This is a genomic window from Janthinobacterium rivuli (assembly GCF_009208735.1).
GTDB lineage: Bacteria > Pseudomonadota > Gammaproteobacteria > Burkholderiales > Burkholderiaceae_D > Janthinobacterium.
Map to the genome: position 1 here is coordinate 268137 of NZ_WFLJ01000002.1, position 14706 is coordinate 282842.

A 14706-nucleotide genomic window follows, 5' to 3' on the forward strand; every position below is an offset into this window, starting at 1 on the left:
AGCACATGAAATAATTTTCAGGCAAGGTCGCAAGGCGCGCCGGCGCAGTCAGGCCCCGGCCAGCGGCAAGCGCACCTCCACCAGCAAGCCCAGACCGCCATTGCCGCTGTGCAACTGAATCGTGCCGCCGTGCTGGCGCACGACGGAAGCGACGATGGACAAGCCCAGGCCGCTGCCCGGCTGCGCCTGCTGCGGCGCGCGGAAAAAGCGGTCGAACACGCGTTCATACAGCGCCGGCGCGATGCCCGGCCCCTGATCGGCCACATGCAGCACGGCCTGGCCCCGCTCCGCATGCAGCGACACCGTCACGCTGCTGCCGCGCGGGCTGTACTTGATGGCGTTCTCCACCAGGTTGTCGATCAGCGAGACGAGGCTCTCGCGCTGTCCGGGTACGCTGAGCGAGACGCCGGCTTGCAATTCGAGCTCGATATCGCCCGCCTGGGCCAGGCCGGAGAGGGCCGCCAGACGGTCCTGCAGCAAGGTATCGAGCGCCTGCCGCCGCGGCAACTCGCCCCCGCCCGCCTGCACTTCGCTGCGCGTCAGCTGCAGCAACTGGCCCACCAGGCGCGCGGCCCGTTTGCCGCTGTTCAAGATACCGTCCAGCAGCTCTTGCTGACGCGCATCATGCGCCTGCCCCTGCAAGGCTTCGACATTCACGCGCATGGCCGCCAGCGGCGTGCGCAGCTCATGCGTGGCATCGGCGATGAAGCTGCGTTCGCGCGCGGCGCTGGCATCGACGCGCTGCAACAGGGCATTGATATTGTCGACCAGCGCCGCCAGTTCGCCATGCGGCGGCTTGAACGCCAGCGGACGCAAATCCTGCGGCCCGCGCGCCGCCACCTCCTGCGCCACCTTGCGCCAAGGACGCATGGCCAGGCGGATCGACAGCCAGGCCGGCACCAGCAGGAACGGCAGGCTGATCAGCAGCGGCAGCAGGTAGTAGCCGCGTGAGTTGATCGTGATGAAAAATTGCCAGGCGCCCCCCACTTCCAGCACGGTCACGCGGGTGGCCCCTTCGACCAGGCTGCGGCTGCGCCAGGCCTGGCCCTTGATGTACACCACTTCCATCTGCTCCGGGCCGGCACTGCGGATACCGCTGGGCGCATCGGGCGACTTGTACACCAGCTTGCCCTCACGCCAGACCAGAATGCGCGGCGCCAGCTCCGGCACCTGGCCCATTTCAAATTCCTCGCGCAATGCTTCATCGATGGCGCGCAAGCTTTGTTGCTGGCGCTGCGGCTGCTCGGCCAGGTTATCGGCCACGCTGATAATGGCGTGCAGGACGCCGCGGGTCACAGTGCTCGCCTCATCGGCTCCTTCGACCAGCACATACGCCACGGCCAAGCTCCACACCATGGTCAGCATCAGCATTTGCGCCATCATCAGGCGGCGCACCAGGGTGGGCCGGCGCAGCATGGCCCAGAGGCGGCCCATCATGCGCCAGCACGCGACGCAGTGGATGTCTCGCCCTGCTGGTCGATGACATAGCCGACGCCACGCACGGTGCGGATATAACCCTCGCCTATCTTGCGGCGCAAGTTGCCCATATGCACATCCAGGGTGTTGCTGGCATTGGCCAGTCCGCCGGGCAGGATATGCTCTTCCAGCACGCGGCGCGTGATGACCCGGTTGGCGCGCATCAGCAAGGTCTTCAGCAGAGCATATTCACTGGCGGTGAGCTCCACCGGCCGGCCATGCACGCTGACACGCCGCGTGGGCACTTGCAGCAGCAGACCGCGCAATTCGATGGTGTCGCCATCGAAGCCATAGCTGCGGCGCGCCAGCGCGCGCACGCGCGACAGCAGCTCGGCCAGCACGAAGGGCTTCACCAGGTAATCGTCGGCGCCACCGTCCAGGCCCCGCAAGCGCTGTTCCAGCGTATCGCGGGCGCTGAGGATCAGCACGGGCAGGCGCGCGGCGCGCAGCCGGGCCAGCAAATCGAGGCCATCGCCATCGGGCAAGCCCAGGTCCAGCAGCACCAGCTCGCAGCTGTCGTGCTCGATGCTGCGCGCCGCATCCTCCAGGCTGCGCACCCAGACCACTTGCATGCCCTGGTCGCGCAAGGCAATCCGCACGCCATTGCCCAGGTCCATATCGTCTTCAATCAGCAGTATCTTCATGGCGAGTATTAAACCACCGCAAGCTGAAGAATGGGTAAAGAAGCGTTCTTCATGCAATCTTAATATAAGGCTCATTTTCCCTTCATGGCAAGGACCAATACTGTCGGCAGTCAATCGAGCCACTCCGGACTCGGTTCTCCACCTGACGGAAAACTCCATGCACGCACCCACAACCCTGCTGACCTCGCTGGCACTCGCCAGCGGCATGATCCTCAACCCGCTGGCCGCCGCGGCGGCCGAACCCGCCGCGGAAAATGTCTTCACCATCGGTGGCGGCGTCGCCGCCGTGTCCAGCTATTCCGGCGCCGACAAACTGTCGGCCTCGCCCCTGATCATCCTCGATTACGCCATGGCCAATGGCCTGTTCTTCAGCACTTCGCGCGGCATCGGCTATGGCGGCCAGGCCGGCCCCTTCAGCTACAGCGCCGCATTGGGCTACCGCGGCAACCGCGAAGACCACAAGCGCAATGGCGCCAATGGCTGGGGCGGCAGCGATTACCTGAAGGGCATGGGCGAAGTCAAGGGCAATGCCAGCGCCCTGCTCAGCGCGGGCTATTCGCCCCTGCCGGGCCTGTCGCTGAGCGTCTCGAGCGACATTCCCCTGTCAAACCGCGAAAATGGCGCGAACGTGCATTTCGAAGCGACGGGCCAGGTCTACGGCAGATCCGATGCCAAGGGCATGCAGCAGGATAGCGTGACCATCGGCGGCCAGCTGGCCTGGGGCGAGCGCAAATACGTGCAGACCATGTATGGCGTCACGGCCACCCAGGCCGCGAACACCTCGTTCAAGCAATACACGCCCAAGGCCGGTTTCTATGAAGCACAGGCCACCGTCAACTGGGAGCACCGCTTCGATGCACGCTGGGCCATCAATACCCTGGTCGGCGTCGAGACCCGCCTGGGCGACGCGGCCAAGAGCCCCATCGTGCAGCGCAAGACCTCCCCGGTCGGCGCCGTCTACGTCACCTACCGCTATTAAACACGCTTGAAGCGGGCGCAGAGATAAGGGAAACCCGTACGCTGTTTCGCCAATTTACAGTGGGAAAGGGCACCGATAAGATGGCGCGGTTTCCGCTTCCCTTCACGCCCCTCCCATGCATGCATCGCGACTTGCCCCGCAACGCCGTGACCGCGCCACAGACAGCGCCGCGGCCCCGCGCAGCACAGGGAGACAGCATACGCTGCTGCTCCTGCTGCCGGTCAAGCGGGCCAGCGACATCGTCTTCGGTGCGCGCTACGCCAGGCGGCTACAGGAATGGGGGATATGCGTGCGTGTCAGCCTGCTGCATGTGACGCCAGCGCAGGTACGCCCCGCCGCCGGCCTGCCGCGGCAAGGTGCGGCTGAAGACGCCGGCGGTACGCTCGCGCTGGCAACCGAGCAAATCATGCACGAGGCCGGCTTATACCTGAGCCGTTCACATCTAGCCTTCAGCACCCACATTTTTTCCGGCGAAATCATTTTTACGATACTCGACACGGCCGAAATGCTGGGATGCCATGAAATTGTCTTACCTGCCATTAAGAACAACTGCTGGCGAGACCGATTCTCGGACACCCTGGCGCGCAAGCTGGCCCGCGCCAGCCGTAGCGCCACCGTGCTGCTGGCCAATACCGATGGCATGAGCTGCCCGCCGCTGCGCTGAAGCACGGCCCGCAGCCACCTCCGTTCTCATTCACCAAGGAAAATGCCTGATGACACAAGCAATTACTCTGCATGCTGGTCTCACCGATATGCCCCCTGGCATTGCCCGCCTGCGCGAGCTGTTCAAACTGCAATTGCGGGCACGTCTGCAGCAGCGGCAGACGCGCATCTGGCTCAAGTTGCTCAATTCCCACCCCGTCTTTGGCGACCTGCTGCAAGCCTACCCGCGCCTGGTCCACAAGGTGTACCGGCACTACCTGAGCAAGAGCTTGTCCTGCCAGCAACGCGTGTCCATGCTGGTCGACCACTATCATTTCATCCTGCAGCAAGGCTGGGGCAAGCTGATGGTACAAGCGGCGCACCAACCGGTCATACTCGCCACGGTGCCGGGAAAATCCGGTTCGCCCTACCATCTGCGCCTGTCTTCGCTGTTCCGCATGGATCGCGAAGGCGAGATGGTCTTGCAGCTGATGCATGATGACGATGTGCTCTACACGGTGGTCTTCACCTTCTTCGGCTGCCGTACGCGCGCGCCCGACGATACCGGCGTGGGCATCGGCTGCATCCAGGGTCCGCAGGGCGCGGAAGGCTTGCGCCGCGTGCGCGAAGCCACGCGCGACCTGCACGGCATGCGCCCCAAGTTCCTGATGATACGCCTGGTACGTCAACTGGCATACGAGCACGGTTGCCGCACCATGCTTCTGGTAGGCAATGCCAACCGGGCCGGCCACCATTCGGCAAGGAAGAATGGCCTGCTGCTCGCCGACTACAATGCACTATGGCAAGAACTTGGCGCCACAGCCCGCGGCGATGGCGACTTTGAGTTGCCATGCGAAACGCTTCCCGCGCTCGTCCTCGAAGAGATCGCTTCCAAAAAACGTTCGGAAGCGCGCAAGCGTCACGAACTGACCCTGAACATGATAGCCAGCCTGCGCAACGGCCTGGCATCGCATCGCAGCCATGGCGATGCGATGCACGACAGCGCCATGGCAGCCAATGACACCCGGCATCCGGCCGAATTCGACGACGAGCACTTTTCCGCCGTAGCCTGACCCTCTGCCGGGCCAGGCGCCCCGCCCCCGCCCCGCAGTCATTCCGCCCTGCAATACCCCAGTTCGCCTCCCGCACGCGCGCAAAAACCATGCGCCGCACATTCCTGTTACGCTAGTAAGATCGGCGTGCTTTCCTGGCGCGCCGGTTCCCCCAACGCTTACTAGGAGGCAAGTTATGCGTGTAGACATCTACCGCCGAGCCGAGCACGACGGCATTTTTTCCTACCTCGCTGTGCCGGAAGGAAAGCTCATTCCAGAAGAAGTCACCAATACCGATTGGCAGCTGGAAATACGCGCCAGTGAAGTGGCCGACGATGCCCAGGCCTTGCCCGACTACCATATCGAACAGCCGCACCAGCAGATCGCCGCCAAGGGTTATGCGATCACGGGCCTGAAAGACATGTAAACGAAAAAAGCCAAACCAGCATGTCTGCGGTTTGGCTTTGTTGTTGGCGCCGGGCGCTGCCGGTCAGTATTCGACCGCCACTTCTTGCGCGCCCAGTATTTGCTCCAGCGCCATCTGCAATTCATCCGAGGGCGCCACTTTCCACTCGTCACCAAACTGCAGCACGCAACTGACGCCTTGCGGGCTGACCCGCGCGGCAATCGGCAAGCCCGTGTCGGCGCGGTGCGGCAGGATCACGTCACGGATGCGCTTGGCGTCCAGGGTGGCGGGCAAGGTCAGGCCCAGCTGGCGGCCATACTGCACGCGCGCGGCGATGATGTCGAAGGCGCTCTCGGCCGTGATGCGCAAGCCGCCCGAGAAACGGTCTTCCGACACCTTGCCCACGACGGCGAGGAATTCATCTTCCTTGAAGATTTTCCGGTTGGCGTCGAACAATTCGCCGTACACCGTCACTTCCACCGTGCCGCTCTTGTCATCGAGCGTGACGATGAGGATCTTGCCGCGCTGCGTCATCTGCGTGCGCAAGCCCGTGATGACGCCGGCCATCATGCGCGGCTCGCGCGACGGCGACAGTTCCGACAATTTCGTGCGGGCAAAGCGGCGCGCCTCGGGCGCATACGAATCGAACAGGTGGCCGGACAGGTAAAAGCCCAGCGCGATCTTTTCTTCCGTCAGGCGCTGCTTATCGGTCCACACGGGCACCTTGACGTACTCGGGCGGCGCCACCATGTCGCTGTCGTCGCCGCCGAACAGGCTCACCTGGTTCGCCGCCTTGGCGGCCTGGTCCGCGCACTCCATGGCGAACGCCACGGACGCGAGCAGGATGGCGCGGTCGACCTTGAGGCAATCGAAGGCGCCGCTGCGGATCAGGGACTCGATGGTGCGGCGGTTGATCTGTTTCTTATCCACGCGCTTGCAGAAGTCGAACAGGCTGGTGAAGGGGCCACCTGCCTCGCGCGCGGCGATGATGGCTTCGATGGCGTTCTGGCCCGAGCCCTTCACGGCGCCCAGGCCATAGCGGATCTGCGTGACTTTCTTGCCGCTCACGGACGGCGGCGCGCCGCTCGGCGTGAAGCGGTAATCGGATTCGTTGATATCCGGCGGCAACAAGGTCAGCTTGCAGATTTCCAGCGAGTCTTCCACCAGGATCTTGATCTTGTCCGTGTCGTCCATGGCCAGCGACAAGTTGGCGGCCATGAAGGCGGCCGTGTGGTGCGCTTTTAAATATGCCGTGTGATACGACAGCAAGGCGTAGGCGGCGGCGTGCGACTTATTAAAACCGTAGCCGGCGAACTTTTCCATCAAGTCGAAGATCTCGTCGGCCTTTTCCGCCGTCAAGCCGTCTTTCGCCGCACCGGCGCGGAAAATCTCGCGGTGCTCGGCCATCTCTTCGGCTTTCTTTTTACCCATGGCGCGTCGCAGCATGTCGGCGCCGCCCAGCGAATAGCCGCCGACGATCTGCGCCATCTGCATCACCTGCTCCTGGTACACCATGATGCCGTAGGTTTCGGACAGAATCGATTCCGTGCGCGGATCGGGATAGTCGAAGCGTTCGCCGTGCTTGCGCTTGCAGAAATCGGGAATCAGGTCCATCGGGCCCGGACGATACAGCGCCACGAGCGCGATAATGTCTTCGAAGCGGTCGGGACGCGCGTCTTTCAGCATGCCCTGCATGCCGCGCGACTCGAGCTGGAACACGGCCACGGTCTTGGCCTTGGTCAGCAAGTCGTAGGACGGCTTGTCGTTCAGCGGCAAGGTCGCCAGGTCGAAGTTCGATTGCGCCGGGTCGAGCTGCTTGATGTAGCGCACGGCGCGGTCGAGAATCGTCAGCGTGGTCAGACCCAAAAAGTCGAACTTCACGAGGCCGACGGCTTCCACGTCATCCTTGTCGTACTGCGACACGACGCCCGAGTCGCCGCCCTGCGTGTACAACGGGCAGAAATCCGTCAGCTTGCCGGGGGCGATCAACACGCCCCCCGCGTGCATGCCGATATTGCGCGTGATGCCTTCGACTTGCTGCGCCAAGTCCAGCAGCTGCTTGACCTCTTCCTCGTTTTCCAGGCGCTCCTTGAGCAGCGGTTCTTCCTCGATGGCGTCGGCGATCGACACGGGCTTGCCCGGCTTGAACGGGATCAGCTTGGAGATGCCGTCGCAGAAGTTGTAGCCGAAGTCCATCACGCGGCCCACGTCGCGGATCGCGCCCTTGGCCGCCATGGTACCGAAGGTGGCGATCTGCGAGACCGCCTCCTTGCCGTACAAATCCTTGACGTGCTGGATGACGCGGTCGCGCCCTTCCTGGCAAAAGTCGATATCGAAGTCGGGCATCGAGACGCGTTCGGGATTCAGGAAGCGCTCGAACAGCAGGTTGTACTGCAATGGATCGAGGTCGGTAATGAGCAGCGAATACGCCACCAGCGAACCGGCGCCCGAGCCGCGGCCCGGACCGACGGGCACGCCGTTTTCCTTGGCCCACTGGATAAACTCGGCCACGATGAGGAAGTAGCCGGGGAACTTCATGTTGCAAATCGTGTCCGTCTCGAACTTCAAGCGCGACTCGTAGCGCGGACGCTCCTTTTCGCGGCGCTCGGGATCGGGGTACAGCTGAATCAGGCGCTTTTCCAGGCCGGCCTGCGATTCGGCCACGAGGAACTGGTCGATCGTCATGCCGTCCGGCGTGGGGAAGTTCGGCAGTTGCGGCTTGCCCAGGGTCAAGGTTAGATTGCAGCGCTTGGCGATTTCCACGGAATTGGCCAGCGCGGCCGGCAAGTCGGCGAACAATTCCGCCATGTCGGCCTGCGACAGGAAGCGCTGGCTGTCGTTGAAGCGCTTGACGCGCTTGGCGTTGGCCAGCATCTCGCCTTCGGCGATACAGGTGCGGGCTTCGTGGGCAATGAATTCTTCGGGGGAAATGAATTGCACGGGATGCGTGGCCACCACGGGCAAGCCCAGCTTGGCCGCCAGCGCCACCGCGTGGCGCACCTGCGCTTCCTGGTTGGCCTGGCCGCCGCGCTGGATTTCGATATAGAAATGGCCAGGGAAAATCTCGGCCCAGCGCTGGGCGTTGCGCTCGGCCAGGGCCAGGTTGCCATTCTCGATGGCAATGCCGACGTCGCCGAAATGCGCGCCCGACAGCACGATCAAGCCATTCGCCGCGCTTTCGCCCGGGTACAGGTCATAGGTATTCGTCGCCAGCGCCTGCAACCATTCGATGCGCAGCTCGGCGCGTCCCTTGTATTGGTTCGTCAGCCAGGCCATCGACAGCAGTTCGCACAGTTGCAGATAACCCATGCGGTTCTTCGCCAGCAGCAACAGCCGCGACGGCTTTTCGCGGTTGTCGTCATTCGTGATCCACACGTCGACGCCGACGATGGGCTTGATGCCCTTGCCGCGCGCTTCCTTGTAGAACTTGACCATGCCGAACAGGTTCGACAGGTCGGTGACGGCCAGCGCCACCTGCTTGTCCTTCGCCGCCGCCTTGACCACGTCGTCGATGCGCACCAGGCCATCGACGATCGAGTACTCCGAGTGCACGCGCAAATGGACGAAGGCAGGACCGGGCTGCATCGCTTGCTGTGAACCTGCCGGAGCGCCGGCCTCTTGCATTACCATTTCCATCCTGTGTACCGTTTCGTGCAAAATTCAATGGGGTCTATTCTACCGCGTCGCGGGTGCGGACCGGGTATCCTGCCTGGCCTGTCGGGCTTATAATATCGGCTGTTCAGTCTAAGCCGATCGCCATCATGCAAGCCATCACCCCAGCAACACCCGCCGTTTCCGCCGCTGTCAGCCCGCTGGCCACCACCTTTGTCAATATCGCCGCGTATAAATTCATCACGCTAGCCGATACGGAAGCCATGCGTCCCTTGTATCAGGAGCAATGCCTGGCGCTGGGCCTGAAGGGCACCATCCTGCTGACACCGGAAGGCATCAACATGTTCCTGTCGGGCACGCGCGAGCATATCGATGCCTTCCTGGCCTGGGTGCGCAGCGACGCGCGCCTGGCCGATCTGGAATGGAAAGAAAGCTTGTCGAATGAGCAATCGCACAAGCGCATGCTGGTCAAGTTGAAAAAAGAAATCATCACGATGCGCATGCCGCTGATCAAGCCGGAACTGGGCCGCGCGCCGTCCGTCGATGCGCATACGCTCAAGCGCTGGCTCGACGCCGGCGTCGACGATGCGGGCAAACCCGTGGTCATGATGGAAACGCGCAACGCCTTTGAAGTGGACGTGGGCACGTTCAACAACACGCTTGATTACCGCATCGACAAGTTTACGGAATTCCCGGCCGTGGCTGCCGCGCACAAGGATGAACTGGAAGGCAAGACCGTCGTCACCTTCTGCACGGGCGGCATCCGCTGTGAAAAGGCCGCCATCCACATGAAGGAAATCGGCTACGACAGCGTGTACCAGCTTGACGGCGGCATCCTGAAGTATTTCGAGGAAGTGGGCGGCGAGCACTACACGGGCGACTGCTTCGTCTTCGATTACCGCACGGCGCTGAACCCGAAACTGGAACCGACGGAAACCGTGCAATGTTTCGTCTGCCGCGCCGTGGTCACGCCGCGTCAGCAATTGGCGCCGGAATATGTGTATGAGGTATCTTGCCCGCATTGCTATCAAAAAGGCTAAACTCGGCGATACTCGCGCATGGCAAGGTCTCTATCGCCGCCCATGCCCGTCGGAGCAAAGCGTGATGGCCCTGGGGCACAGGCGATGCGGGGTGCCCCCCCAGATGCGCATTGCCGGAGGCACCGTTACCCTTGATGTTGAAACTGACATCGGTGGGGTTCAAATGAGAAAATACTATCAAAAAATCATAGGTGGAGAAATGCGCTCCTGACACTTTGCACCGAGCGCTTGGCAATGCCGCCAATACGCCATGCAGGTGTTATTCAACAAAGGTAAAAGATGATTTTGGTAACCGGTGGTACCGGCTTCGTGGGCTCCGCCGTCCTGGCCAGGCTGGCTGAGGATGGTGTCACACCCGTGCGTGCCGCGGTACGCAGCGCCGGTTCGCACATTCCACCCGGCATTGACAAGATAGTGGTCGGTGCGCTGGCCCATAACACGGACTGGCGCGCCGCCCTGACAGGCGTAAGCGCGCTCGTGCATTGTGCCGCGCGCGTCCACGCCATGGATGACAGCGCTGCAAACCCTCTCGAAGAATTCCGCCGGGTCAACGTGCAAGGGATGCTGGCATTAGCCGAGCAAGCGGCCGCAGCAGGAGTCAGGCGCTTTGTATTTGTCAGTTTCATCAAGGTCAATGGCGAAATGACGGCGGCGGACAAGCCATTCACGGCTGATGATGCCCCCGCGCCGGTCGATGCCTATGGCGTGTCGAAAATGGAGGCCGAGCAAGGTCTGCGCGCTCTGGCAAGCCGAAGCGGCATGCAAGTGGTCATCGTTCGTCCGCCATTGGTCTACGGCAAGGGCGTCAAAGCCAACTTCGCCGCCCTGATGCATTGGCTGGCGCGCGGCACCCTGCCCCTGGGTGCGATTCATAACCGGCGCAGTCTGGTGGCACTCGACAACCTGGTGGACTTGATCGTCACCTGCGTGCGTCACCCGCAAGCGGTCGGCCAGACTTTTCTGGTATCCGATGGGCAAGATCCCTCCACCACGGAATTATTGCAGCGCATGGGCCGCCCCGCGCGCCTGATCCCAGTGCCCGCCGCCTGCCTGACATTCGGCGCCAGCCTGCTCGGCAAGCGCGCTGTCGCGCAGCGCCTGTGCGGGTCGTTACAAGTCGATATCGACAAGACGCGCCGTTTGCTGGGCTGGATACCTCCCTTGACACCGGATCAAGGTTTACAAAAAGCTGCGAAAGGAACTGTACGTGAAACGTGCGTTTGATCTCATGCTGGTACTGCTGGCCTCCTTGATCCTGTTCATCCCCGTCGTGCTCGTTGCGCTACTGGTCCGGCTTACCTCGCCAGGGCCTGCCCTGTACTGGTCCGACCGCATAGGAAAGAACAACACGATTTTCAAGATGCCCAAGTTTCGAAGCATGCGGGTAGGTACGCCGGCCGTGGCCACGCACCTGCTCGCCGATGCCCATTCGCACCTGACGCCAGTCGGCAACTTCTTGCGCAAAAGCAGCCTCGACGAACTGCCGCAGCTGTGGAGCATCATCCGCGGCGACATGAGCTTTGTCGGCCCCCGTCCGGCGCTGTTCAACCAGAACGATCTGATCGCCTTGCGTACGCAATATGGCGTTGAAAAACTGCCGCCGGGCTTGACGGGTTGGGCGCAAGTCAATGGCCGTGATGAATTGCCGATTCCGGAAAAGGTCAAACTCGACGTGGAATACCTGCGGCGGCAATCGCTCCCCTTTGATATCAAGATTATCGTACTTACCTTTCTGAAGGTTGTGCGCCGCGATGGCATTACCCATTAATATGCAGCGACAGTACCGGGCCATCTGAGCGGCGCGCTAACGCATCAAGCTGTCATTCATTGAGCAATTATTCGCCCCATACATGAAAATATTCCTCGGCTTTTCCCGACTGCACAAAAAACTGCTGGCCGCCACGCTGGATCTGTTCTTCCTGCCGCTAACGTTTTTCCTGGCGATCGCCTTGCGCTACGATCTTCTCAACCGGGAGTTGCTCACGCAATACCTGTGGCTGATTATCGCCACGCCGCTGGTCTCGATCCCGATCTTCATCCGCCTTGGACTGTACCGTGCAGTCATCCGCTTCATCGACCAGAAGATCGTCTATGTCGTCATTCTCGGCGTGACCCTGTCCGTCGCGCTGCTAGTGGCAATGGCGGCATTTGCCACGCATATGCAAGGCTATTCACGCGGTGTGTTCGGCATTTACTGGGTCAGCGCCATCACCTATGTAGTGACCAGCCGCTTCCTGGCCAGGGGTATGCTGCTCAATGCCAATAAGGAAGCAGATGTCGTGCGTGTGGCCATTTATGGCGCCGGCAAAGCCGGCAGCCAACTGGCGAATGCCCTGCGGGCGGGCCAGGAGTACTTGCCGGTGGCGTTTATCGACGACATGAAGGAATTGCATGGTGCCACCATTTCCGGCATCAAGGTGTATGCGGCCACGGATCTACAGCAAGTCATCGAGAAAAACAGGATCACCGAGATTTTCCTCGCTATGCCATCGCTCAACAAGGGCAAGCAGAAGCATATCCTGCACATCGTTGAAAACCACAAGGTCAAGGTCAAAGTGGCGCCACCTGTGGAAAGTCTGCTCAACGGCGAGTTGCGCATGCAGGACGTGCGCGACATCGAAATCGACGATTTGCTGGGGCGCGACAAGGTCACGCCGGACCCGGCCCTGATCGCCCGCTGCATTACGGGAAAAAGCGTGATGGTGACGGGCGCCGGCGGTTCCATCGGTTCCGAATTGTGTCGCCAGATTATCAAGCTGCGACCAGCGCGCCTGATTCTGCTGGAAATGTCCGAGTTTGCCCTGTATTCGATCAAACAGGAACTCAAGGACATCAAGCTGCTCCAGGACTCGGATGTCGAACTGCTGCCATTCCTCGGCAGTGTGCTCGACACGGAAAAATGCAAGGGCATCCTGGCCAGCTTCCAGGTCGACACCCTATACCACGCCGCGGCCTATAAACACGTGCCGTTGGTGGAATTCAATCCCATTGACGGAGTGCGCAACAATGTCTTCGGCACGCTCAGCATTGCTCAGGCGGCCATGGCGGCGGGCGTCAGGAACTTCGTGCTGATCTCCACGGACAAGGCGGTACGCCCCACCAACGTAATGGGCACCACCAAGCGCCTGGCCGAGCTGATCCTGCAGGCGTTTGCGCGCGAACAGACCAACACGCGTTTTTGCATGGTGCGCTTTGGCAACGTACTGGGCTCGTCCGGCTCCGTCGTGCCCCTGTTCCGCAAGCAAATCGAAGCGGGCGGCCCGATCACTCTGACACACCCCGAGATCACGCGCTATTTCATGACCATCCCCGAAGCGGCGCAGCTAGTGCTGCAGGCCGGCGCCATGGGTGAAGGCGGCGACGTCTTCGTGCTCGACATGGGTGACCCTGTCAAGATCATGGACCTGGCCATCCGCATGATCCATCTGAGCGGCCTGGAAGTACGCAGCAAAACGGCGCCGGATGGCATCGAGATCGAGCATGTCGGCTTGCGCTCGGGTGAAAAACTGTATGAGGAATTACTGATTGGCAACAACGTGGAAGGCACGGAACACCCGCTGATTATGCGCGCGCAAGAGGCGGAAATCCCGTGGTCCGAACTGCGCACCATCCTCAGCGACATGCAACGTGCCTGTACGGACTTCAATTATGAAGAACTCCGCGCCCTGCTGCTGCTGGCGGTACAGGAATATGCGCCACAGTGCGGGATTGAGGACTTGATCTGGAGTAAAAAAAATCAGCTTGCGGAAGCGCAGCGGGAGATCAAGGTGGTGGAGAATCCCCGATATCAACTACGCTAGGAAGAGGCATCCGGCACGCTGAACGGCGTGCCGGATGCCCTTCAAGAGGAGAGGGGGAGGCATGGCCTGCGCCACTCTGGCGCACACCGCGCTGCCAGGATGACTGGTACAGGAGGCTAGAAGTTCACGCGCTCCAGCTCCACCACCAGCGGCATCTTGCGCACCTGCGTATGGATGGAGCCAATATATTCCCCCAGCACGCCAATGAAGAAAGCCTGGATGGCGCCAAAGAAGAAAATGCCGATCAGGATGGGCGCAGTCCCCAGCTGGAAGGAATCCCAGAACAGCAGCTTGGCGACAAAGAACATGAATGCCACCAGCAAGCTCAGAAATGCGAGGAAGAACCCGCTCATTGCCATCAGGCGCAGCGGCACCTTGGAATGGTTGGTAATCCCCAGCATGCCGATGTCATACAGGGTATAGAAATTGTTCTTTGTCACACCGCGCTGACGCCGCGGCTGCTTGAAGGGTACCGTAGCGATGGGAAATCCAATCTCGCACAACAATCCCCGAAAATAAGGATAGGGATCATCGATAGTTCGCAGGATATCGATGACAGCACGATCGAACAAACCTGCTCCAGTCGCATTCTGGACCAGTGCCACTTCAGAAATTTTAGTGATCAGGCGGTAATAGGATTTACGTAAAAAAAACATAACGGAGGATTCTTCGCTCTCCGGTTTCACTGCCAACACCGTCTTGAAACCCTCTTCCCACTTTTTCACAAACTCGATAATCATTTCCGGCGGATCTTGCAGATCTGATGCAATCAACACACAAGCATCTCCATTGGACTGTTGAATCGCATAATATGGAGACTTGATATGTCCGAAATTACGCGCATTGACAATCAACTTGACGCGCTTATCTTGTGCAGCCAATTCCTTGATGCGTTTAACAGTACCATCGGTCGATGCATTATCGATGCAAATATGCTCGTAATCATACGGCAAAGTTGCCATAACTGCCGCAATGCGCTGGTATAGCTCATCAATATTCTCTTCCTCGTTATAACAAGGAGTGACAATACTGATCATCTTCTTTTCCGACATTCC

At 60.9% G+C, this 14706-nt stretch carries 12 protein-coding genes; 8 read left to right on the forward strand and 4 right to left on the reverse strand.

The features are described from left to right. Positions 1–48: 48 nt before the first annotated feature. Both GCN78_RS03740 and GCN78_RS03745 read right to left on the reverse strand, forming a co-directional pair. Entirely contained in the window at positions 49–1437 is a 1389-nt protein-coding gene (locus tag GCN78_RS03740) for a sensor histidine kinase (protein ID WP_152250474.1), read from the reverse strand. Beyond that, on the reverse strand, positions 1434–2120 hold the full coding sequence (locus GCN78_RS03745; protein WP_152250475.1) for a response regulator: 687 nt from the start codon (positions 2118–2120) through the stop codon (positions 1434–1436). Before GCN78_RS03745 ends, GCN78_RS03740 begins: the two co-directional genes overlap by 4 nt. A gap of 157 nt (positions 2121–2277) precedes the next feature. On the opposite strand from GCN78_RS03745, the gene GCN78_RS03750 reads away from it, so the two are divergent. The 4 genes from GCN78_RS03750 to GCN78_RS03765 all read left to right on the forward strand — a co-directional run bounded on the left by GCN78_RS03750 (position 2278) and on the right by GCN78_RS03765 (position 5220). Further along, on the forward strand, positions 2278–3099 hold the full coding sequence (locus GCN78_RS03750) for a MipA/OmpV family protein (RefSeq protein ID WP_193316594.1): 822 nt from the start codon (positions 2278–2280) through the stop codon (positions 3097–3099). A 115-nt stretch (positions 3100–3214) separates the two neighbouring features. Next, on the forward strand, positions 3215–3763 hold the full coding sequence (locus GCN78_RS03755) for a hypothetical protein (protein WP_152250477.1): 549 nt from the start codon (positions 3215–3217) through the stop codon (positions 3761–3763). Positions 3764–3812: 49 nt separating this feature from the next. After that, the gene (locus GCN78_RS03760; RefSeq protein WP_152250478.1) at positions 3813–4814 is read left to right on the forward strand and encodes a VirK/YbjX family protein; all 1002 of its coding nucleotides are present in this window, start codon (positions 3813–3815) and stop codon (positions 4812–4814) included. Positions 4815–4989: 175 nt separating this feature from the next. Then, a complete protein-coding gene (locus GCN78_RS03765; protein ID WP_152250479.1) occupies positions 4990–5220 on the forward strand; it encodes a DUF6139 family protein in 231 nt (76 codons plus the stop codon). 63 nt (positions 5221–5283) lie between these two features. On the opposite strand, the gene dnaE is transcribed toward GCN78_RS03765, so the two are convergent. Next, positions 5284–8823, reverse strand: a complete 3540-nt coding sequence (gene dnaE, locus GCN78_RS03770) for a DNA polymerase III subunit alpha (RefSeq protein ID WP_152250480.1) — start codon at positions 8821–8823, stop codon at positions 5284–5286. 137 nt (positions 8824–8960) lie between these two features. On the opposite strand from dnaE, the gene GCN78_RS03775 reads away from it, so the two are divergent. From GCN78_RS03775 to GCN78_RS03790, 4 genes are all read left to right on the forward strand, one after another. Further along, a complete protein-coding gene (locus tag GCN78_RS03775; protein WP_193316595.1) occupies positions 8961–9851 on the forward strand; it encodes a sulfurtransferase in 891 nt (296 codons plus the stop codon). A gap of 279 nt (positions 9852–10130) precedes the next feature. Then, a complete protein-coding gene (locus GCN78_RS03780) occupies positions 10131–11075 on the forward strand; it encodes a UDP-glucose 4-epimerase family protein (RefSeq protein ID WP_152250481.1) in 945 nt (314 codons plus the stop codon). Next, positions 11059–11619, forward strand: coding sequence for a sugar transferase (locus tag GCN78_RS03785; RefSeq protein WP_152250482.1), 561 nt, complete (start codon positions 11059–11061; stop codon positions 11617–11619). The genes GCN78_RS03780 and GCN78_RS03785 overlap by 17 nt, the downstream gene beginning before the upstream one ends. An 82-nt stretch (positions 11620–11701) precedes the next feature. Further along, the gene (locus tag GCN78_RS03790; RefSeq protein WP_152250483.1) at positions 11702–13651 is read left to right on the forward strand and encodes a polysaccharide biosynthesis protein; all 1950 of its coding nucleotides are present in this window, start codon (positions 11702–11704) and stop codon (positions 13649–13651) included. A gap of 116 nt (positions 13652–13767) precedes the next feature. Here GCN78_RS03790 and GCN78_RS03795 read toward each other — a convergent pair whose 3' ends face one another. Beyond that, positions 13768–14703, reverse strand: coding sequence for a glycosyltransferase (locus GCN78_RS03795; protein ID WP_152250484.1), 936 nt, complete (start codon positions 14701–14703; stop codon positions 13768–13770). Between the last annotated feature and the right edge of the window lie 3 nt (positions 14704–14706).

What these genes read in the sequence shown, in the direction of transcription:
- GCN78_RS03765 (WP_152250479.1), top strand. Translation starts at nt 4,990, where the DNA reads ATGCGTGTAGACATCTACCGCCGAGCCGAGCACGACGGCATTTTTTCC.
- dnaE (WP_152250480.1), bottom strand. Translation starts at nt 8,823, where the DNA reads ATGCAAGAGGCCGGCGCTCCGGCAGGTTCACAGCAAGCGATGCAGCCC.
- GCN78_RS03745 (WP_152250475.1), bottom strand. Translation starts at nt 2,120, where the DNA reads ATGAAGATACTGCTGATTGAAGACGATATGGACCTGGGCAATGGCGTG.
- GCN78_RS03740 (WP_152250474.1), bottom strand. Translation starts at nt 1,437, where the DNA reads ATGATGGGCCGCCTCTGGGCCATGCTGCGCCGGCCCACCCTGGTGCGC.
- GCN78_RS03760 (WP_152250478.1), top strand. Translation starts at nt 3,813, where the DNA reads ATGACACAAGCAATTACTCTGCATGCTGGTCTCACCGATATGCCCCCT.
- GCN78_RS03780 (WP_152250481.1), top strand. Translation starts at nt 10,131, where the DNA reads ATGATTTTGGTAACCGGTGGTACCGGCTTCGTGGGCTCCGCCGTCCTG.
- GCN78_RS03790 (WP_152250483.1), top strand. Translation starts at nt 11,702, where the DNA reads ATGAAAATATTCCTCGGCTTTTCCCGACTGCACAAAAAACTGCTGGCC.
- GCN78_RS03755 (WP_152250477.1), top strand. Translation starts at nt 3,215, where the DNA reads ATGCATGCATCGCGACTTGCCCCGCAACGCCGTGACCGCGCCACAGAC.
- GCN78_RS03750 (WP_193316594.1), top strand. Translation starts at nt 2,278, where the DNA reads ATGCACGCACCCACAACCCTGCTGACCTCGCTGGCACTCGCCAGCGGC.
- GCN78_RS03775 (WP_193316595.1), top strand. Translation starts at nt 8,961, where the DNA reads ATGCAAGCCATCACCCCAGCAACACCCGCCGTTTCCGCCGCTGTCAGC.
- GCN78_RS03795 (WP_152250484.1), bottom strand. Translation starts at nt 14,703, where the DNA reads ATGTCGGAAAAGAAGATGATCAGTATTGTCACTCCTTGTTATAACGAG.